The following is a 19841-nucleotide window of genomic DNA, read 5'->3' as shown; positions in this document are numbered from 1 at the left end:
TTGCCTTAATTGCTTGGCGCCAGGATCGTGAAACCTTGCGCCTTGAACAGCTCGGCTGCCTTGACGGACTCAAGGCACTTCAGGAATGCCGGCGTATCCTTGTCCTTGGAATCGGCTGTCTGGGCAACCGGATAGATAATCGGCGGGTGCGAATCCTCCGGGAAGGTGCCGACCACCTTGACTCCCTTCTCCGCATGCGCGTCGGTGGCATAGACGATGCCGAGTGCCGCTTCGCCGGTCGAGACCAGCTTGAGCGCGGCGCGAACATTCTCGGCCTGCGCCACCTTGCCCTCGACCGAAGACCAGACACCAAGCGATTCAAGCGCCGCCTTGCCGTATTTGCCGGCCGGAACGGCCTTGAAATCGCCCATTGCGAGCTTGCCGTCGCCGATCAGCTTGGCGAGGTCAAAACCCTTCTCGATCTTGGCTTCGGCCTTCGAATCCTTCGGCGCCACCAAGACGATCTGGTTGCCGAGCAACTTCACTTCGGTGTCAGGCTTGGTCAGCTTCTTGTCGGAAAGATATCTCATCCAGTCGAGATCGGCCGAGATGAAGACATCGGCAGGAGCACCGCCTTCGATCTGCTTGGCCAGCGCCGAACTCGCCGCATAGGAGATGGTTGCCGCTTCGCCGACATCGGCCTCGCAGGCCTTGTTCACGGCGTCGAGCCCGTCCTTGAGGCTGGCGGCCGCAAAGACGACGACCTTGTCTTCCGCATGTGCAGCCGGCACCGCAGCCATCAGCGCCGCCGCAAAACCACCGATCGCAATCACCTTCAATCCGAAACCTTTGTGCTTCAACATGAAAAACTCTCCCCTGGGTTTGAAATCCGCTCGGCTGGTAGCCTGCCGACCGATATATCCGCATGAACATAACAAGGGAAGGCTTTTGCTCGACTACGGCATTGTATCTTGATGGCCTCGCGGCCTACGATGAATTGAACTGGATACAACGACAGGCCGAAGGAGACGCCACATGAAGATCAGCGCCCGCAACATTCTCAAGGGAACGATCGTCGAGATCGTCAAGGGAGCCACCACCTCACATGTCAGGATCGACATCGGTGGCGGCGCCGTCGTCACCGCCTCGATTACCAACGAGGCCGTCGCCGATCTCAAGCTCGAGAAAGGCAAGCAGGCCTATGCCGTGGTCAAGGCCTCAGACGTCATGGTCGGCATCGACTGACTGGACCGTGTTAGCGTCTCAAACCGCGATCGGCGCCTTGATCGTCGCGTCGGCGAGGTAGTTCTCGAGCCGGAAATCCTCGAAGCGGAAGGCGAAGAGATCCTTCACTTCCGCATTAACCCATAGCGTCGGCAGCGGCTTGGGCGTGCGCTGCAACTGTTCGCGCGCCTGCTCGAAATGGTTCGAGTAGAGATGCGCGTCGCCAAGCGTGTGGATGAAATCTCCGGGCTTCAGCCCGGTGACCTGCGCAACCATCAGCGTCAACAGCGCATAGGAGGCGATGTTGAACGGTACGCCGAGGAAAATGTCGGCCGAGCGCTGGTAGAGCTGGCAGGAGAGCCTGCCTTCCGAGACATAGAACTGGAACAGGCAGTGGCAGGGCGGCAGCGCCATGGCTTCCACCTCGGCCGGGTTCCACGCCGAAACGATAAGCCGCCGCGAATTAGGATTCTTGCGTATCTCCTTGAGAAGGTTCGCAATCTGGTCGATCCCGCCGCCATGACCGTCCGGCCACGAGCGCCATTGCTTGCCATAGACCGGGCCAAGGTCGCCATTCTCGTCGGCCCATTCGTCCCAGATGGAGACGCCATGGTCGTTGAGGTATTTGATGTTGGTGTCGCCGGCCAGGAACCACAGGAGTTCATGCACGATCGACTTCAGGTGCAGCTTCTTGGTGGTGGTGACCGGAAAGCCGCGCGCCAGGTCGAAGCGCATCTGATAGCCGAACACCCCACGCGTGCCGGTGCCCGTACGGTCGCCGCGATCGGCGCCGTTTTCCAGCACATGCTTCAACAGGTCGAGATACTGGCGCATCGGTTTCGCCTCGATTCGGGGTTACCGGTCATCATAGCCGAATCCGGCAGCAGAAGCAGGCGCGAAAATCGCGCAGCATCTGCATCTTAAGAGGTGTTGTCAGAGGGAGCCGAGCTTGCCCAGATCCTTCGCAACCAGATAGTAGAAAGTCACCCGGCTCTTGGTGTTGTCGGCCGCCATCGCCTTGCAGACCTTTTCGATCGACGCATCGGCCTTGCTACCGTCGGTGATGCCGAGCCTTTTGGAAACCCAGCCCGCCTTGACGCGATCGAGTTCCTTGGAATCGGTGCAGGACACCAGCGAAGAATCGCGGTTCCTGAGCGCAATGCCCAGATGCTTCACGATCTTGGCAACCGCGTCGGCGCTTGCCGCGGCGTCGTATTTCTTCACGTCTGCGAGATAGTCGGCCATCGATTTTCCCCACGTCGGCGCCACGGATCCAATCGATGAGGGCTGTGGCGCGCTGCCGCAACTTGTGCGCTAGGCAACTCCTCACCGCTGCAAAGCTTCGGTTGAGACCGTTTGCAAGTCAACCCTTTGCCTCACAGTTTGGCACACGGTTTGACGCAGGAACAAACGCTCGATGCGGCCTTTCATTTTTTGCGATGGGCCCCTATATTCGTTTTGTCGGCTTGACCGACTATGGCGATAAATGGGCGATGAAATAAGCCGTTCGGACCCGGGGGCGGTACCCGGCGCCTCCACCAAAAACCGCTTTTGAAAAGAAGCGGCTTTTGCTGGGGGCGAAATAGGATCGACGAAGGTGTAAAGATCGTACTTTTGCCCGGCATTGTACCACCGTCATCGGGCTAAACTTATAGTTGCCAACGACAACTATGCGGAAGCACGTCTCGCCGCGTAAGCGGTGCGATAGCTTCAATTCAAGTCCTAGGGGTTCGCACTTCTAGGCGGGGTTCGGAGGTACCTGGCAACAGAAACCTCCACTTCTCTCCCTCATCATGTTTGTTTCGCCTGAAGCGATTTTGAATCGGCATGTCGCTCCCGGGAATCCGGTGCAGGCGCGAGCTTCTTGCTCATATAGACAGTTGTTCCGCCCATGAATGGCTCCCGCCGATCGACGCTGTATCCGACCCTCGAGTAGAGCGCGACGTTGGACGCAAAGGCGTCGTTGGTCAGCAGGCGCAGTTCGGTGCGGCCGGCTTCAATGGCCTTGCTCTCGGCAAACGCCAGCAATCGCAGGCCCAGGCCCTGGCCTTGGCAGCCCGGCCTGACGGCGACATTCTCGATCCAGAGATGATCAGAGTGCAGCATCGTCTCGATCAGCCCGACCAGGGTGCCGGAGACGTAGAGCATATCGATCTGGTGCTCTTGAGTGGCCCGCTCGTAGTCGGCTTTCATCGGCTGCGGCTCGCGACCGATGATGGGAACCCATCTCGCATAGGCAGCGCGCACCAGGTCTCGGATCAGCCCGGCGTCCTGTGGTTTAGCCAGCCGAAATTCCATGGTTGTTTCAGAGCACATGCCAAGTTCCTTGTAATGAGGCACAAAAAACCCCGCCGACCATAAGGGTGGGCAGGGCTGCTGAAGCTTCGAGAAGAGGGGGAGACCTAGTCTCCTGCGAGCCTTCCCGCAGTCAACGCGCAACGCTGCACGAATGTGCAGGGCCGACGTCGCGAGGTTGAGGTACGCATGCTCATGGCTTTTATTGGCGCGAAGGTCGCGATCATGTCAAGCTGGCGCAGGCGAACTGTTCGTGAAGGCCTTCCCTGCAGTTGATCATGTCGCGAAGCGTTTGGCGCCAGCTACACAGATAACCACGGCGGCAGTGACAGCGACCATGGCCAAGCTCACGACTTCATGCAGCAAGGTCGCAGCGAGCGCCAGTCCGAAAAAGGGCTGAAGCAGTTGCAATTGTCCCACGGCGGCAATGCCGCCCTGGGCGAGCCCTTTGTACCAGAAGATGAACCCGATCAGCATGCTGAACAGGGAGACGTAGGCGAGACCGATCCAGGCCGCCTGCCCCGTTCCGGCGAACGACGCTGGCATGATGACGATGGCCAGCGTTGCCATGATCGGCAACGACAGAACCAGCGCCCAGGAAATCACCTGCCAGCCGCCGAGCGTTCGCGAGAGCTTTGCGCCTTCGGCGTAGCCGAGGCCGCAAACAACGACGGCCGCAAGCATCAGAATGTCGCCTTTCGCAGATGCAGAGAAACCCTGCGTCATTGCAAATCCGGCAACCAGCGAACTGCCAAGACATGAGAACAGCCAGAAAGCCGGACGTGGACGCTCGCCGCCACGTATCACCCCGAAAATCGCCGTCGCCAATGGCAGCAGGCCGATGAAAACAATGGAATGGGCCGAGGTGACATGCTCGAGCGCCAGCGCCGTCAGCAAGGGGAAACCGACGACGACGCCAAGCGCGACGACGATCAGCGAAACGACATCGCCTGGTCCCGGTCGCTTCTCGCGAAAGGCCAGCAACAAACCAAGCGCCAGGACGCCAGCGATACCCGCGCGGGCAGCGGTGAGGAACACCGGGTCAAAAGCGGCAACCGCCACCCGTGTCGCCGGCAGGGATCCGCTGAAGATCAGCACGCCGAGAAAGCCGTTGATCCATCCGCTGGTCGCCTTGTCCATTCATACCCATCCTGTTTGTCGCCATTATCGATTGCGCCGTGCGGATTTCTAAGAGACAGTGCATGACAGTCTTGGCAAACTGTCATGGCTTCAGGAGCAGTACGGATGGACATCCGGCTGGATATCTCGAACGATGCCGGCACGCTTGTCGGGCGCGTCATGGCGGCAATACGGCAACGCATCGCCGGACGAACGCTCGCACCAGGGGCAAAGCTGCCCTCGATCCGCGGCTTTGCCAAAGCCATGTCGGTCTCCAAGTCGACCGTGGTCGAAGCCTATGACCGGCTCGTTGCCGAAGGCGTCGTCCAGTCGCGGCGCGGTTCGGGATTCTATGTCGCCGGCCACCTGCCCCCATTGGCTCTCGCCGAAATTGGCCCGCGGCTGGATCGCGCCGTTGATCCGTTCTGGGTGTCGCGGCAATCGCTGGAAGCTGGCGAGGACACACTCAAGCCGGGCTGCGGATGGCTTCCCGCCTCATGGATGCCGGAAGCCGATTTGCGCCGATCGCTACGCAGTTTTGCCCGCGCCGATACCGCGGCGTTGACCGACTACGGACCGCCGCTTGGCCTTTTGCCATTGCGCCAGCTTCTGTCGCGGCGCATGGCGGAGCGCGGCATCGAGGCGGCACCGGACCAGATCATGCTGACGGAATCGGGCACGCAGGCTATCGACCTGCTGTGCCGGTTCCTGCTCGAGCCGGGCGACACTGTGCTTGTCGACGACCCCTGCTATTTCAATTTTCTCGCCCTGCTGCGCGCGCATCGCGCCAAGGTCGTCAGTGTTCCCTACACGCCCTCGGGCCCCGACATGGAGCTGTTTGGGCAAGCGCTGAGCGAGCATCGGCCGCGCCTCTACATCACCAATTCGGCGATCCACAATCCGACCGGGGCAACGCTCTCGCCCGTCATTGCCCACCGGCTACTCAAGCTCGCCGAGCAATCGGGGCTGACCATCATCGAGGACGATATTTTCGCCGACTTCGAACATGAACCCGCGCCGCGCCTGGCCGCGTTTGACGGGCTGGACCGGGTGATCCACATCGGCAGTTTTTCCAAGACGCTGTCGGCGGCGACGCGGTGTGGGTTCATCGCCGCCCGACGCGATTGGACGGACGGGCTGATCGATCTGAAAATCGCCACCTCATTCGGCGGCAGCCCGGTTGCCGCCGAGCTTGTCCTCGGCATTCTCCGGGATGGAACTTACCGCAAACACATCAATGGCCTGCGCGATCGCCTGTCCCGCGCCATGGGGGAAACCGGCGCGCGGTTGAAGGCCATGGGCATCAACCCATGGATCGAGCCAAGGAGCGGCATGTTCCTGTGGTGCACGCTGCCCGATGGTCTGGACGCCGCCGATATCGCGCGGTGGGCATTGGCCGAGAACATTGTGCTGGCGCCGGGAAACGCCTTCAGCCTTTCGCAGTCCGCCACAGGGTTTCTGCGTTTCAACGTTGCCCAATCGTCCGATCCGCGCATCTTCTCTGCGCTTGAAAGGGCGATGCAGGGATGAAAATGCGGTGATGAAAAAGGCCGGGAATGACCCGGCCTTTTTGCCCTCGATAGTGTTATTTACTCTGCCGGTGCTTCGACGACTTCGCGCGAACGGCCAAGCGTCACTTTTGCCAGCGTAAACGAGATCACCGCGCAAAGCGTGATGCCGGCCACCATCGGCAGCGGTGTGCCGTCGAAGAACACGCCGGCAACGCCCATGGCGACGGCACCGATGGCGAAATGCAGCGTGCCCATCAGCGCCGAAGCCGTGCCGGCAATCTCGCCATGCTCTTCCATGGCCAGCACCGACGTCGTCGGGATGACCAGGCCGAGAAAACCGTAGCCGATGAACAGCAGCGCCGCCATCACGTCGAGCCGGTCGACGCCGGTTGCCATCACCGCCAACAGCACCACCATGGTCGTCGCATAGCCGGTCACGGCGACACGCACCACGCGCCTCAGCCCGAACCGCTCCGACAGCAATCCAGTCAGCTGCGACATGCCGATGAAGGCAACCGCGTTGATCGAGAAGAACACGCTGTAGACCGAAGGCGACAGCCCGTAGTGGTCGATCAGGATGAAGGACGAACTCGACAGATAGACGAAGAAGCTGGCAATGCCGAAGCCGGCGATCGCCACCAGACCCAGGAAGTTGAGATCACCCATCAGGAAGCGGTAGGCGGAAAGCGCGGTGCCGAAGGAACTGCCGGCGCGCTCCTCGGCCGGCCGTGTTTCCTTGAGCGAGGTCGCCAGCAGGATGGTGGCCAGTGCCGCCGCACCCGTCACCGTCCAGAATACGGCGCGCCAGCCGAAATTCTCGATGATCTGGCTGCCGGTCAGCGGCGCCAGGATCGGCGACACCGAAAACACCAGCATCAACAGCGACATCAGCTTTGCCGCCTCGGTGCCGGTGTGCAGATCACGCACGATGGCGCGCGGCACGGCCATGCCGGCGCTGGCGCCGAGCCCCTGCAGGAAGCGGAAGGCGATCAGCCATTCGATAGTCGGCGCCATTGCCGAGCCGACGCCGCCGACCATGAACAGCGCGAGGCCGCCATAGAGCGGCAGCTTGCGCCCGACCATGTCGGAGATCGGCCCGACGATGATCTGGCCGAAGCCCATCGAGAGGAAGAATATCAACAGGCTCATCTGCACGGCGGCAGTGCTGGCGTGCAGATCTTCGCCGATCGAAGGCAGCGCGGGGAGATACATGTCGATGGCGAAGGGGCCGATAGCGGACAACAAGCCGAGTACGACCGCGATGCGGAGGAATTTGGGACTCATGATAGTGGCTTCTTTCGAATCTGGCTGCCGCCGCTAAGCGACGTCTAACCCTAGGACGTTCCATCCCGTGAAATTCCGACTCTCCAAGAGCGAATTCTCTTCCCTCCGGAGCGAAATCTCTTAGTGTTATGTCCACAAATTTAGACACTCTTGTCTAATTCGTCAATCACCTCTATATAGATTTCTATGAAGCTGCACGTCTCTCCTGACATTTTCCCGCCACGTGGCCATGAGGCCAAGCGAATGTCGATTGTTGATGCTGCTGCTTCGGTTTTTTGCCGCGAAGGCTTTGCCGGCGCCAATATCGACCTGATCGCGGTCGAGGCCGGTGTTTCGCGTCAGACCGTCTACAACCATCATGGCGACAAGGAAAGGTTGTTCATTGCCGTCGTTCGCGACCTGACCGAGCGCTGCAATGCCGGCATCTTCGCCACCTTTGCCAGTTTCCCCGACCAGCCCAAGGATCTGGAGGCCGACCTGATTGGCTTTGCGATCCGCATGAACCGCAACTGCATCTGCAACCGCGACGGAAAATTCCTGCGCAAGCTGATCCAGACCGAGGGCGAGCGCTATCCCGAACTTTTTGCCGAGTGGCGCGACCAGGGGCCAGGCAGGACGTGGCCGGCGCTGGCCGCCCGCTTCGCCCGCCTCGCCCATGCCGGTTTCCTGGTGATCGAAGATCCCGATGTGGCGGCGCGCCAGTTCCTCGCCCTCGTCAACGCCGAACTGCAGACAACCTTCATGCTCGGCGGCACGCCGCAGGACGATGAGGTGGTGCAGTCCGCAACAAATGGCGTGCGCACCTTTTTGCGCGCCTTCGGCAAGCGGCAGTCCGCTGCCCGCGCGGACAAACACAGCGCGCTCGCCGGCGCCTGAGAGACAAATCCCAGACATCTCCTCTCGCAACTGCGCGGTCGGCCTCTATATCCGGTTTACGCCGCCCTCAAGCTTGATTACAGCTATGCGGACGATTCAACGGAACCAAACCGCCACATGGCCGACGACCACATCCGCTACGACATTCTGGCCCAGGAGGCGTTGCGCGGCGTCATGCGCAAGGTTCTGGCCGAGGTCGCGCGCACCGGCCTGCCTGGCAACCATCATTTCTTCATCACTTTCCTGACCGGCGCGCCGGGCGTGCGCGTGTCTTCCCGGTTGCGCGAGCGCTATCCCGAACAGATGACCATCGTCATCCAGTTCCAGTACTGGGACCTGAAAGTGACCGACACGGGCTTCGAGGTCGGGCTGTCCTTCTCCGATGTACCCGAAAAGCTCGAAATCCCGTTCTCGGCCGTGCGCGGCTTTTACGACCCGTCCGTCAATTTCGAACTCGAATTCGACGTAAAGACGGACACTTCGGCAGAGGACGGACCGACAGCCCAGTCGGCTCCCGAACCACTGGCCATCGTCACCGAGAAAAAGCCGGAGAAGACGAAGAAGGCCGCCGCCGAGGCCGAAAAGAAGCCTGCCGTGGCCGACGCCGGCAAGAGCGCCGATGTCGTGTCGCTCGACGCCTTCCGCAAGAAGTAACCTGACCGGCGGCGCGCGAAATGGCCGATATCCTCAATCTCCGTCAGGCCCGTAAGCAGAAGGCGCGGATTGAGAAAGAGCGGCTGGCCGGCCAGAACCGGGCGCTGCACGGCCGTTCCAAGGCCGACCGGAACCATGATCGCCTGACCGCCGAAAAAGCCGAAAAATTCGTCTCCGGCCATCGCCGCGAACCCTTGGAAGATCAAGGCGATAAATGAGCGGCTTACGGTGAGCCCGGTCGAAAAACGCTCGGTGACGATCCGCGGCCACCGCACCAGCTATTCGCTCGAAAAACCGTTCTATGACGATCTCGTCGTCATTGCGGCCAGGCGAAAACGTACGCTCGCCGCCCTCGTCGCCGAAATCGACGAAACCCGCCCCCGCGACGCCAATCTCTCTTCTGCGCTGAGGCTGTATGTGCTGGATTGGGCCAAGCGAAGAATTGCGGACTAGCCGCCGCCCAGCGACTTCAGCAGATTGTCGACCGAGAACGGGTTGGTCTTGGGCTTCGATGGCACCGGTGCCGAACCGTCATTGACGCCGGGAAGACCGTCGACCTTTGGCGCCTCCCTGGCCGCCTTGCGTTCGGCGTCGAGCTTGGCTTTCTCCTGCGACGCGATGCGCATAGCCTCTTCCGCCTTCTTGCGCTCCTGTTCGGCCTGCGCTTTCGCCGCCTCCTTGGCGGCCTGTTGCTCGGCTTGAACCTTTGCGTCGGCTTCTGCCTTGGCCTTGGCCGCAGCGTCCGCCTCGGCTTGAGCCTGTGCGTCAGCTGCCGCCTTGGCTTTTGCTTCCGCTTCGGCTTGAGCCTTTGCTTCGGCTTCAGCTTTCGCCTTTGCCTCGGCTTCCGCCCTCGCCCTGGCATCCGCCTCGGCTTTCAGCCGCGCGGCTTCCTCCAGCCTACGCAACTCCTCGGCGGCGTTGTCGCGTTCGGTTTGCAGGGCCGCGTAATACCGCACCTCGCGCCGCAGCCGCTGTTTTTCCAGCAATGCGGCCTGCATCGCCTCGACCCGCTGCTGCTCCTTCTCCAGCGCGCGCTGGGTCAGGAACTGCGCCAGCGGCTCGCTGTCGAATACCCTTTTCATTGCACCGAACGGCCCGTCGACACTGAAATTCATGGTCGGTTCGGAGCCGACCAGCGCCTCGTCGCCGGGCCTGTAGGCGATCGACCCGTTGACGGCGACGTTGCCCGCAGTCAGATCCGCCGTGATGTCGGCTGACAGCGTCGCCTTCGGATTTTCGAGCTTGACCGGCGGTGCCCGTAGCGTGCCGCCGGCAATCGCGAAGGCGATATCAGTGTCCTGAGCCGAAAAACTGCCATCCGCGGCAATCTGCGGCGCAAAGCCAGCGGTCTTTGCCACATCGATATCGCGCCCGATCGCATCGGCTTTGGCGATGAAGGCGCCGAAGGCATCGGGATTGACGCCGGCAAGAGTCAGGTCCTTCAACGCTGCCGTGCCGGAGCCGGACAGCGTCGCAACCATCGCATCGACCGATTTGCCGCTGGTCGAAAGCGCCGTTGAGAAATCGCCGCTGCCGCTGATGCCGGCATCCGGCAGCACTGTCGCCAGGTCGGCGCCGGCAAGTTTCATCTGGCCCGAGAAAAGCCCGGTGCCGTCATTGTTCTTCAACTCGAACAGCCCGGTCAGCGCGCCGCCGAGGAGTTTGGCCTTGAGGCCTGAAACGCGGATGCCTTCCCGGTCGAGCTTCAGTGAAAAACCCGCATCATAGGCCGTGGCGAACGGGCCCCCGGCAAGGGCTGCCGTGGTCAGGTCGAGATCGGCGGTGAACGGCAGGCTGGACTTCTGGCTGAAAGGCGCCGTCGGCCAGGCCCCATTGGTGGCGAGGAAGGACTGGTCGCCAAACAGCGTCACCGCCATCGGATCGAGGTCCAGTTCGTCGAGCGCCAACGCGCCGGCAAGATGCGGCAGCCCGTCCTTCACATCGATGTTGAGGTCACCGGAAACCGCGGCCTCGTTGATGGCGCCGCTGAGGCTGTCCAGGACCAGCAGGCCATTGCCGAAGTCGGCATCCGCCGTGAACGAGGTCGACATGCCAGCCCCCATGCCCGGCAGTCCGATTCCGGTCGTCATCAGCCACGGCTCGATGTCGGCGGCCTCGAGGCTGACCTTGCCCTTGGCCGTGGCCCCTTGCGGCGTATCGGCCACCGTCCCGTCGAACCCGGCCTTGAAGTCGTCGGCGGCAAGGTTGAAACTCGTCTCCAGGCCGCCGCCAAGCGTGCCCTTGGCGGAGACGTCGGTGGTTGCCTGGCCGAGCATGCCGAGCGGCAGTGCGGGAAAACCATAGAGCGCCAGCAGCGCCGTGGCGTCGGGATTCCTGGCGTTGAAGGTCAGCGCCACCGTGGCTTCCCGAAGGCTGTCGATCGTCCCCTTGCCGGACAGCGACGCCGAAAAGGCTGAGCCACCGGCCTTGCCCTGTCCGCTGACCGCCAGCCCCGTGGTGCCGTCGCCATTGTCGGCAGCACTCGCCACCAGATCGACACGCGCGTCCTGGAACAGTTCGGGGTAGGCTGCGGCCCGGCCCGCAAGGCCTTTCAGGATGGCACTGTCGGGATAGTGCTGTGCTGCGACATCGATCAACGGCTTGAGGTCGACGGCGACCACGGATGCGTCGAGCTTGCCGGTCGGGCTCGCCGGGAAATCCTTGATCCGGCCAGTGGCGCTGATCGAAGTGCCGGCCAGCCCACCGAGCGAAAGCCGATCGATCTCGAGCAGACCGTCGCGCAGTCTGAGTGCCGTGTCGACCGTATCGGCGGTCAGACCGCCGGCACTGACCGGCCCGGCCTTGATCTGAAAATCAAGATCGCGGTCGGAAAAGCGGTTGGCGCCCTTGTCGCTGACGAAGATCGAAGCGAAGGCCGCGAGCCCGTCGACGTCGAGTTCGCCGCCTTCGAGCCGCATCAGCACCGACGGCTTGGCGTCGTCCGGCTGGCTGGAATCGATACGGCCGGAAAACTTCGCCTTGCCGAGGATCAGTTCGAGATCGCTGAGGGCTTGGCGCTTCTCGCTGAGATCGACCTTGGCCTTGAAGCCGGCGGCCGGCAGGCGGCGGATTGCCTCGTCAACATCCTTCGACAGCCAGGCGGCGAAGCCGGAAGGCTGCGCCACGGCCAGCAGCAGCGCGCCGGTAAAGCCGAAATGATCCTCGACGCTGAGCATGCCGTTTGCTTCCAGCCTGGCGCGGCCGGGCAGCGTCGCGGCGAGCGACTTCACCGACCAGCCACCATCGGTCGGTTCGGCGGAAAGATGCACATCGCGAACCGTCGTGTCGCCGGTCACCACAGCCGGCAGCTTGACCTCGACGGTGCCCGGTATGGTCGGCTTCGGCAAATCGAGCAGCGCCCGCTCCAGCGCCGCGATACGCTTGGACAGGGTCAGTCCGGTGCCGGCCGCGGCACCGACCGCTTCATCGAACTGCACCTGCGCGCCGTCGGCCTCGATCGAAAAGCGCGGCTTCAGCCCAAGATCGACGCTGGCGTTGCCGTCGGCGGTGTAGGGATTGTCGAGCGGCCCGGTCTCGAAGCGGAATTCGGCAACGCCGAGTTTCTGGTGATCGAGCGAAAACTTGCCGTTCAGCCGGAACCCTGGATCGGGTTTGCCGGCGCTGACCTTGCCCGAATTGATCTCGACAAACTCGCCATCGGTGCCGCGCAGCTGCGCCGAATTCTTGTCGGCGCCCGAAATCTTGAACTGACCGGAATAGACCGCCGCGCCCTTGACAATGCCGGCATTGCCGTCGGTCTCGATGACCAGCGGATAAGCATCCGGATCGGCCCTGAGCCGGAGCCGCATCTGTCCGGTGCCGTCGGCCTTGCCGGTGGAAGCGACGAGCGTGGCGCGCAGGCCATCCAGGCGCAGCGAACCATCCATCCGCCATGGCCCGGCCAGCGACCTGGCCGAGATCGTCGAATTGATCTCGGAAATGAGATGGCTGCGCCCGCCGGCAGCATGGCGCAGCGCGATCTGCCCTTCCGTCACCGTCAGCTTCTCGATCGAGATCTGGTTGAGGTCGAACGGCGAGGACGGCCGCATCGCCCAGTCGACCGTGCCGTCGGCGGCGATATCGATCGTCGCCTTCGGCCGCACCAGCCGCATATCGAAGATCAGCACCTCGCCGCTCAGGAAAGGCGCCAGTTCGGCATCCATCGAAAAGGTCTCGACGGTCATCGCCGGCTGGCCGCCGGGGCCGCCGGCGACGGTTACGTTCGAAAACGTCACCGAGGGAAACGGCAGCAGTCGCGCCGTTGCATCGCCTTGCACCGTGACCTTGCGGCCCAAAATGGCGCTCGCCTCGCGCTCGAACTCGGCGCGGTAGCCTGTCCAGTCGATAAAATACGGCACCACCAGCGCCGCACACAGCACCAGCACGAAAAGACCACCGAAGATCACGAACAGGCGTGCGAGCATCAGTTCCGATTGGGTTGATTGAAATCAATCGCACTCTACCCGCATCAGCGTGTCGATAAAGAGGCAATTCGATTGCCAGCCACCACTAGCTAGTCGCGAGGCAGAATCTTCCCCGGGTTCATAATATCAAGCGGGTCGAGCGCCTGCTTGATGGTGCGCATGATGTCGACGCCGTGGCCGAGCTCATGGCGCAGGAAGCCGACCTTGCCTTGGCCGATGCCATGCTCGCCGGTGCAGGTGCCATCCATGGCGATCGCTCGCATGTTGAGCCGCGCGACGAACTTTTCCGACAGCGCGATCTCCCGGGGATCGTCCACGTCCATCAGCACCAGCACATGGAAATTGCCGTCGCCGGCATGGCCCACGATCGGCGCGATCAGACCCATCTCGGCAATGTCGGCCTCGGTCTCGGTGACGCATTCGGCAAAGCGCGAGATCGGCACGCAGACATCGGTCGACAGCCCCTTGGCGCCCGGCCGCAGCGTCAGCGACGACCAGTAGGCGTCATGCCTGGCCTTCCACAATTTCGTCCGCTCCTCGGCAACGCTGGTCCACAGGAACGGCCCGCCGCCATTTTCCTCCGCGATCATGCCGAAGGTCTCGGCCTGCTCGGCGACGCCGGCATCGCTGCCGTGGAATTCGACGAACAGGCACGGGCTCTCCGGATAGTCGAGCTTCGAATAATTCTTCATCGCCCGCATCTGCAGCGCGTTGACCAGCTCGATACGCGCCACCGGAATGCCCATCTGGATCGTCGCGATCACCGCGTTGCACGCCGCCTCGACGCTGGGAAACGGGCAGACGCCACCGGAAATCGCCTGCGGAATACCCTGCAGCTTCAGGGTCAGTTGGGTGATGATGCCGAGCGTGCCCTCCGAGCCGATCAACAGCCGCGTCAGGTCGTAGCCGGCCGAGCTCTTTTTCGCCCGCTTGCCGGTCGTCACAGCCTCGCCGTCGGCCATGACAGCCGTCAGCGACAAGACGTTCTCGCGCATGGTGCCGTAGCGCACCGCATTGGTGCCGGAAGCCCGTGTCGCCGCCATGCCGCCGAGCGAGGCATTGGCGCCGGGGTCGATCGGGAAGAACAGCCCGGTGTCGCGCAGATGCCGGTTGAGATCTTCGCGCGTGACGCCGGGTTCCACGGTGCAGTCGAGATCCTGCGGGTTGACCGAAAGGATACGGTTCATCCGCGACGTGTCCAGCGAGATGCCGCCGCCCGGCGCATTGGTGTGCCCCTCCAGCGAAGAGCCGACGCCGAAAGCGATCACCGGCACCCGGTGCGCGGCGCAGGCGCGCACGATCTCCTGCACTTCCGCCGTCGTCTCCACAAAGGCGACGCCGTCAGGCGCCTGCGTCGGGATATAGGTGGTGGTGTGCGCATGCTGGGCGCGAATCGCCTGGCCGGTCTGGAATCGCTCGCCAAGCTGCTGCTTGAGGATGCCGAGCACGGCAGCGATGCCTTCTTCGTTGCGTTCGACCGGGTTGAGGTCGCTCAGAGCCATCGATTCCTCCGCGAATGGACCAGCGTCCACGCTTGTTATGGATTTATGGATGCGTAGTCTCACCAGCCACGCTCTGTCCAGCAAAGACGAAAAGGAAGTTCCCCATGCCCATCCCCGCCCCTTTCGTCTCTCGTGTCATGGACATCGAGAAGGACTGGATCGACTACAACGGCCATCTCAACATGGCCTACTACAACGTGCTCTTCGACCGCTGCTCGGACGAGGCCTTCGAAAGAATGGGCATGGGGCTGGACTATGTGAAACAGCGGCGGCTCACCATCTACACCGCGGAAGTCCATGTCTGCTACGTCCAGGAACTGCATCTGGATCACAAGGTCACGGTCTCCTTCCAGCTGATCGACCATGACGACAAGCGGCTGCGGGCCTACCAGGAAATCCGCCATGTCGACGGCTGGCTCGCCGCCACGTCCGAAACACTGTCGCTGCATGTCGACATGTCCGGCCCCAAGGTGGCGCCCTTCCCTTCCGATGTGCTCGCCAAGGTCGAGGCCATGCGTGCCGCCCATGCCGTGCTGCCTATGCCGGAGCGCGCCGGCCGTTCGATCGGTATTCGCCGCAAGACGGCTTGAACCCAAAGCTGGCCGCCGTTAACCTTACCGAGGTTTTAACGTGAACAAGCGAATTGAGGCGTTGAACGACTCAGCGCGGCGTTAGAGAACCGACCACATCGGAGGTTTGCGATGCGGGCGGCGGGGCACAGGCGGTTCGAGGAAAGTGCATGAAAACCGACATCAAGGTCGAGGTGGACAGGCTGGCTGCTGATCCGCGCATTACCGACTATGATTTCTGGCGCTCGTTGAAGAACGTCAACAACGAGATCTTTCACATTGCCAACAACAACGAACCGATTCCTTTCGACATGATCCGCTGGCGCGCCATCCTGAAACAGGCACGCATGAAGCGAGGCCGCGCCTAGGCCATGATCCCGAACCGAAGGACCGCGTAAGCGAAAAGTGGGAACCGGTTTTCGGAAAAGATCATGGCCAAACAAGAAGAATGACAATCACCGGGTTTTGACAACTGCTTCCAGCGGCGACCGCGCCACAACCGGCGACGACTGGATGATCGCCGTGTTGGTCATCGCATAAGGAATGATGCGGTCAATCACCCGTTCGAGCTCGGCCACCGAGCTGACATGCGCCAATGCGATGAAACAGTCCTCGCCGGTCACCCGGTCGCATTGCGCGATTTCCGGATTGCGCGATTTCCGGCAGGTCACGGATGATCTCCGCCACGACAGCCAGCTGCCCGGGCACCGGCCTGATTCGTAGCCATGCCGACAGCTTCATCCCAAGGGAGGCCGGATTGATCCGCACCGTATAGGCCTCGATCACGCCGCTCTCCTGCAGCCGCTTGATGCGCTCGGCCACGCTCGGCGCCGACAGGCTGACCGCGCGCGCCAGTTCCGCGGTGCTGGTGCGTGCATCCTTCTCCAGCTGGCGCAGGATTTTCAGATCCGCCGCATCCAGATCGGCCATTTCGCTTCGAAGGCGTTTCAGGAAAAACTCCTTGCTTCCGGAAGGAAGATAATCGGATCAACCGGTCATCATCCATGTAATTCGAAGAGACTGCCTGCGATACTGATCTCATGGACGATCAAACACAAGCACCCGCCGCAAGCCCCGCCCTCGCCCGCCCTGCCTATGCAAATCTGGCAACCTCGCTGCCGCCACATGTCTGGTTCGGCGTCAGCGCCGTGTTCCACTATCTTGGCCCGGCCTTCGCCGTGCTGCTCTTCCCGCATGTCGGCGTGCTCGGCATGGCATGGCTGCGCATCGCCACCGCCGCTCTCGTCTTCGTGCCGCTGACCCGCCCCTGGACAGTCTTCGTCCGTGCCAACCGTTCGACACGGCTGCTGCTGCTGGCCTTCGGCGCCTGTCTGGCGGTGATGAACTGTTCGTTTTACCTCGCACTCGACCGCTTGCCGATCTCGCTGGTCGCGGCGATCGAATTCGTCGGCACCATCGGCGTCGCGCTGGTCGGCCTCAGAAGCCCGCGCAATCTCGCCGCCCTTGCCGTCGCTGTCATCGGCACCTTGCTCTTGATCGACGTCAAATGGTCGAGCGACCCCGTCGGCCTGTTCTGGGCTTTCCTGAACGGCGTGCTGTTCGTCTTCTACATCGTGCTCGGCCACCGCATCGCCCGCGCTGGCGCCGGCGATGGCATTGCCGGCCTGGGTGCGGCCATGTCGATCGCTTTCCTCATCGTGCTGCCGATCGGCTTCACCGATGCGCTGCCAGCTTTCTTTTCACCAGCCTTGCTGCTCGCCGCCATCGGCGTCGGCATCTGCTCGTCGGTCATCCCCTATATCTGCGACCAGCTTGCCATGTCGCGCTTGCCGCGCGCCAGCTTCGCGCTGATGCTGTCATTGCTGCCGGTCACCGCGACGCTGATCGGCATCGTTGTGCTCGGCCAGATCCCCAGCGTCACCGACTGCCTCGGCATCGCGCTGGTGGTCGCCGGCGTGGCTTTCCATAAGCCCGCGCCACCCGATTGAGACGGATCTGCTACGCCAGTTTCTGCTTGAAGAAGGCGATCGTCCGCCCCCACGCGAGGTCAGCTGCCGCCTTGTCGTAACGCGCAGCCGAGGTATCGTTATTGAAGGCATGGTTGACGCCGTCATAGACGTAGACGGTATACTCGACATGGGCTGCGTCGAGTGCCTTCTTGTAGGCATCGATTCCGGCATCGATGCGCTCGTCCAGACCGGCATAGTGCAGCAGAAGCGCCGCCTTGATCTTGGGTACATCCTCCGCCTTCGGCTGCATGCCGTAGTAAGCGACACCAGCCACGAGATCGGGGGCGTTGACGGCCAGCGTGTTGACCGTACCGCCGCCCCAGCAGAAGCCAACCGCACCGACCTTGCCATTGCCGTCCTTATCGCCCTTGAGGAAAGCGACTGTTGCGACTGCGTTGGCGGTTGTCTGCGCCGGATCCAGCTTGGCGAACAGGTCGCGAGCCTTGTCCTCGTCGCCTGGCGTACCGCCGAGCGGCGACAGGAAGTCCGGCGCCAGCGCCACGAACCCTTCCAGCGCCACGCGTCTTGCCACGTCGCGAATGTGCGGGTTGAGGCCCCGGTTTTCATGGATGACGATGACGGTTCCGAGCTTGCCGCTTTGCTCTGCCGGCTTGACCAGGTAGCCCTTCATCTCGCCGCCGTTACCGGGATAGCTGATGTCCTCGCCTTTCACGCGCGGATCATCGTCGGCGATAACAGCCGCCTGTGCGGAATTGGCGGCAAGCAGCGGCACGATCGCTGCGGCTGCAGCGCCCGATCCGGCGAGCCTAGTCAACTGTTCCATGAAGCGGCGACGGTCGAGCGTCAAGTGTGTGTATTCGTCATAGGCGTCGATCATCGCCTGGGTAATGGCAGGCTTCGTGGCAGGTTCTGTCATGGCGCGCTCCTCGACTTCAGGAAATTTTCTCTCTGCTTTGCTCTCTGCTTTGGAAGATAGGGTCGCGGCTGGCACGGTCCAGTCACGGATCGGTGACGATACTCTCCCCTGGCAAGCACGACGCGAGGGGCCACATCAATCGACCAGCACAAGCCTATGGACCAGCGCGACGATTTCCTTAGGATGCCTGGTCGGGGAAATTGCATGTTATCGTATCGATTGGGCAGACGCCGGTCACTTGGCTTTATTGCGCGGTTCCTCGTCGATCCGTTGGTCGCTGTGCGTGATGCGCACCGCGAACATGGTCCATTTCTGCAGATAGACTACCCGCACTCCACCCGCGCCAATCCAAAGCGGCTTTTCGTGGTTGCCGATACGGGGCTATGCCGGACCTTGTTGTCCGGGACTGAAACCTGGGTCAATGTCCAGATCAACATGGCCGGCAGGAAGAACCATGCTTCTTCGCGCCTCGTCTATGGCATGACGCGACTGCGTGGCCAGCGTCACGAACACTACCGCAAGATGTTCCTACCGCCACTCAAACGCCCCCCGGTGCTCGCCATGGCGCCCAAGATGGCGTCGATCGCGGAATCGCTTGTAGATGGCTGGCCAATCGGTGTTCCGCTGCCGCTGACTGAGATCAGTGCCCAGATGGCAAAACATCTCGCCATTGGGCTGTTGTTCGGTGACGATTCCGCCCGGGGACTGCCGGTCGCCGACATGATCGGCAGCCTGATGACCGCAAGCTGGATCGTACCCGGCCCGGCCTATGTGCGCTGGATCCTCGAAGCTCCGAAGCTCGAACACACGCCATCCTCACCTGGGCAGCGGAAAAGCGGGGCAACCCGGACGCACAGGATATTCTGGCTCTGCTCGCCAACAACCTCGACGAGGCTGGCAACCCGCCAAGCCCCCAATTGATCGGCGGCATCATCAGCTTCTTCTTCGGCGCTGCATACGACACTTGCCTTAACGCGCTTTCGTGGACAACGATCCTGCTGACCCAGCACCCCGCGATCATGGCCCGCCTCGTTGCCGACCTCGATGTCGCGCTGGACGGCGGGCCGGTGACGATGAGCAATCTCGACCGGGTGCCGTTGCTCGAATCGGCCGTCAGGGAAGCCATGCGACTGTTCCCGCCGGTACCGCTGCTGATGCGCAAGGCGGCAGGAAAAACCACGCTCGGCGGCGAGGACGTGAAGCGCGGTGAAAGGGTCCTTATCGGTGGCATGTTGATCAACCGCGACCCCTCGCTCTACCCGCAACCGGATCGTTTCAACCCCGACCGTTGGGGCGACCTGAAGCCGTCACCGTTCCAGTATCTGGTGTTCGGCGCTGGAGGTCATATGTGTCCCGGCACGACATTCGGCTATCAGATGATGCGCATAGCGCTGGCGACTATCCTCACAAAGCGTGCGGTCGAGCTGCCCCCCGGTTCGAACATCGGCCATCGCCTTGCCGTGACCCACCGGCCTCATGGCAAGGTCGAGATCATCTTGCGGCCGCGCGGCGAACTTGTCCGCCAGGCCCGTGCCAACGGGCGTTTCCGGGATCTCGTCGCCCTTCCCGATATGCTTTAATCCATACGTTGACGGA

General features: G+C 62.3%; 20 protein-coding genes, 1 other RNA gene and 1 pseudogene. 12 read left to right on the top strand and 10 right to left on the bottom strand.

Annotated features, from left to right (window positions below):
* Positions 1 to 5: 5 nt before the first annotated feature.
* Complete coding sequence (gene modA / locus LHFGNBLO_RS19655; protein WP_258600899.1) at positions 6 to 803, bottom strand: molybdate ABC transporter substrate-binding protein; 798 nt, start codon at positions 801 to 803, stop codon at positions 6 to 8.
* Positions 804 to 975: 172 nt separating this feature from the next.
* Between modA and LHFGNBLO_RS19650 the strand changes: the two genes are divergently transcribed.
* Entirely contained in the window at positions 976 to 1185 is a 210-nt protein-coding gene (locus LHFGNBLO_RS19650) for a TOBE domain-containing protein (RefSeq protein WP_195174010.1), read from the top strand.
* Between the two features lie 18 nt (positions 1186 to 1203).
* Here LHFGNBLO_RS19650 and LHFGNBLO_RS19645 read toward each other — a convergent pair whose 3' ends face one another.
* Both LHFGNBLO_RS19645 and LHFGNBLO_RS19640 read right to left on the bottom strand, forming a co-directional pair.
* Complete coding sequence (locus LHFGNBLO_RS19645) at positions 1204 to 1998, bottom strand: thymidylate synthase (protein WP_258600898.1); 795 nt, start codon at positions 1996 to 1998, stop codon at positions 1204 to 1206.
* A 99-nt stretch (positions 1999 to 2097) separates the two neighbouring features.
* Complete coding sequence (locus LHFGNBLO_RS19640; RefSeq protein ID WP_258600896.1) at positions 2098 to 2409, bottom strand: DUF2853 family protein; 312 nt, start codon at positions 2407 to 2409, stop codon at positions 2098 to 2100.
* Between the two features lie 176 nt (positions 2410 to 2585).
* Between LHFGNBLO_RS19640 and ssrA the strand changes: the two genes are divergently transcribed.
* Positions 2586 to 2944: a transfer-messenger RNA gene (gene ssrA / locus LHFGNBLO_RS19635) on the top strand.
* A gap of 11 nt (positions 2945 to 2955) precedes the next feature.
* Here the strand turns inward: ssrA and LHFGNBLO_RS19630 are convergent.
* Positions 2956 to 3462 (bottom strand): GNAT family N-acetyltransferase, encoded by a 507-nt coding sequence (locus tag LHFGNBLO_RS19630; protein ID WP_258609822.1) that lies wholly within the window; start codon positions 3460 to 3462, stop codon positions 2956 to 2958.
* 273 nt (positions 3463 to 3735) lie between these two features.
* Positions 3736 to 4599, bottom strand: a complete 864-nt coding sequence (locus tag LHFGNBLO_RS19625) for a DMT family transporter (protein ID WP_258600895.1) — start codon at positions 4597 to 4599, stop codon at positions 3736 to 3738.
* Between the two features lie 84 nt (positions 4600 to 4683).
* Here LHFGNBLO_RS19625 and LHFGNBLO_RS19620 point away from each other — a divergent pair, with 84 nt between their 5' ends.
* Complete coding sequence (locus LHFGNBLO_RS19620) at positions 4684 to 6108, top strand: PLP-dependent aminotransferase family protein (RefSeq protein WP_413774636.1); 1425 nt, start codon at positions 4684 to 4686, stop codon at positions 6106 to 6108.
* 59 nt (positions 6109 to 6167) lie between these two features.
* On the opposite strand, the gene LHFGNBLO_RS19615 is transcribed toward LHFGNBLO_RS19620, so the two are convergent.
* Positions 6168 to 7373 carry a multidrug effflux MFS transporter gene (locus LHFGNBLO_RS19615; RefSeq protein WP_258600891.1) on the bottom strand — a complete coding sequence of 402 codons (1206 nt, stop codon included), beginning with the start codon at positions 7371 to 7373 and terminating at the stop codon, positions 6168 to 6170.
* A gap of 186 nt (positions 7374 to 7559) precedes the next feature.
* On the opposite strand from LHFGNBLO_RS19615, the gene LHFGNBLO_RS19610 reads away from it, so the two are divergent.
* The 4 genes from LHFGNBLO_RS19610 (at position 7560) to LHFGNBLO_RS19595 (ending at position 9356) form a co-directional block, all read left to right on the top strand.
* Positions 7560 to 8249, top strand: coding sequence for a TetR/AcrR family transcriptional regulator (locus LHFGNBLO_RS19610; protein ID WP_258600889.1), 690 nt, complete (start codon positions 7560 to 7562; stop codon positions 8247 to 8249).
* 117 nt (positions 8250 to 8366) lie between these two features.
* Positions 8367 to 8903, top strand: coding sequence for an SspB family protein (locus LHFGNBLO_RS19605; protein ID WP_258600887.1), 537 nt, complete (start codon positions 8367 to 8369; stop codon positions 8901 to 8903).
* Between the two features lie 20 nt (positions 8904 to 8923).
* Complete coding sequence (locus LHFGNBLO_RS19600; RefSeq protein WP_258600886.1) at positions 8924 to 9121, top strand: DUF4169 family protein; 198 nt, start codon at positions 8924 to 8926, stop codon at positions 9119 to 9121.
* A 10-nt stretch (positions 9122 to 9131) separates the two neighbouring features.
* Positions 9132 to 9356: a ribbon-helix-helix domain-containing protein gene (locus LHFGNBLO_RS19595; protein ID WP_258600885.1), complete on the top strand. Its 225-nt coding sequence runs from the start codon at positions 9132 to 9134 to the stop codon at positions 9354 to 9356.
* Here LHFGNBLO_RS19595 and LHFGNBLO_RS19590 read toward each other — a convergent pair.
* Together LHFGNBLO_RS19590 and LHFGNBLO_RS19585 are read right to left on the bottom strand one after the other, a co-directional pair.
* Positions 9353 to 13327, bottom strand: a complete 3975-nt coding sequence (locus tag LHFGNBLO_RS19590; RefSeq protein WP_258600884.1) for an AsmA-like C-terminal region-containing protein — start codon at positions 13325 to 13327, stop codon at positions 9353 to 9355. The two genes, LHFGNBLO_RS19595 and LHFGNBLO_RS19590, sit on opposite strands and share 4 nt — an antisense overlap.
* 89 nt (positions 13328 to 13416) lie before the next feature.
* Entirely contained in the window at positions 13417 to 14829 is a 1413-nt protein-coding gene (locus LHFGNBLO_RS19585) for an FAD-binding oxidoreductase (protein ID WP_258600883.1), read from the bottom strand.
* A 104-nt stretch (positions 14830 to 14933) separates the two neighbouring features.
* Between LHFGNBLO_RS19585 and LHFGNBLO_RS19580 the strand changes: the two genes are divergently transcribed.
* Both LHFGNBLO_RS19580 and LHFGNBLO_RS19575 read left to right on the top strand, forming a co-directional pair.
* The gene (locus LHFGNBLO_RS19580) at positions 14934 to 15419 is read left to right on the top strand and encodes a thioesterase family protein (protein ID WP_258600882.1); all 486 of its coding nucleotides are present in this window, start codon (positions 14934 to 14936) and stop codon (positions 15417 to 15419) included.
* Between the two features lie 149 nt (positions 15420 to 15568).
* Positions 15569 to 15766 carry a hypothetical protein gene (locus LHFGNBLO_RS19575; RefSeq protein ID WP_258600881.1) on the top strand — a complete coding sequence of 66 codons (198 nt, stop codon included), beginning with the start codon at positions 15569 to 15571 and terminating at the stop codon, positions 15764 to 15766.
* An 87-nt stretch (positions 15767 to 15853) separates the two neighbouring features.
* Here LHFGNBLO_RS19575 and LHFGNBLO_RS19570 read toward each other — a convergent pair.
* A pseudogene (locus LHFGNBLO_RS19570) lies at positions 15854 to 16349 on the bottom strand (Lrp/AsnC family transcriptional regulator).
* An 89-nt stretch (positions 16350 to 16438) separates the two neighbouring features.
* Here LHFGNBLO_RS19570 and LHFGNBLO_RS19565 point away from each other — a divergent pair.
* On the top strand, positions 16439 to 17347 hold the full coding sequence (locus tag LHFGNBLO_RS19565) for an EamA family transporter (RefSeq protein ID WP_258600880.1): 909 nt from the start codon (positions 16439 to 16441) through the stop codon (positions 17345 to 17347).
* 10 nt (positions 17348 to 17357) lie between these two features.
* Here LHFGNBLO_RS19565 and LHFGNBLO_RS19560 read toward each other — a convergent pair whose 3' ends face one another.
* Entirely contained in the window at positions 17358 to 18245 is an 888-nt protein-coding gene (locus LHFGNBLO_RS19560; protein ID WP_258600879.1) for a dienelactone hydrolase family protein, read from the bottom strand.
* A 156-nt stretch (positions 18246 to 18401) separates the two neighbouring features.
* Between LHFGNBLO_RS19560 and LHFGNBLO_RS19555 the strand changes: the two genes are divergently transcribed.
* Together LHFGNBLO_RS19555 and LHFGNBLO_RS19550 are read left to right on the top strand one after the other, a co-directional pair.
* On the top strand, positions 18402 to 19166 hold the full coding sequence (locus tag LHFGNBLO_RS19555; protein WP_258600877.1) for a cytochrome P450: 765 nt from the start codon (positions 18402 to 18404) through the stop codon (positions 19164 to 19166).
* Positions 19163 to 19825, top strand: a complete 663-nt coding sequence (locus LHFGNBLO_RS19550) for a cytochrome P450 (protein ID WP_258600875.1) — start codon at positions 19163 to 19165, stop codon at positions 19823 to 19825. The genes LHFGNBLO_RS19555 and LHFGNBLO_RS19550 overlap by 4 nt, the downstream gene beginning before the upstream one ends.
* Positions 19826 to 19841: the final 16 nt, after the last annotated feature.

It is taken from the genome of Mesorhizobium sp. AR10, assembly GCF_024746795.1.
Classification (GTDB): domain Bacteria; phylum Pseudomonadota; class Alphaproteobacteria; order Rhizobiales; family Rhizobiaceae; genus Mesorhizobium.
The sequence above is the reverse complement of the archived record's forward strand: the minus strand, read 5'-3'. Positions and strand labels throughout refer to the sequence as shown.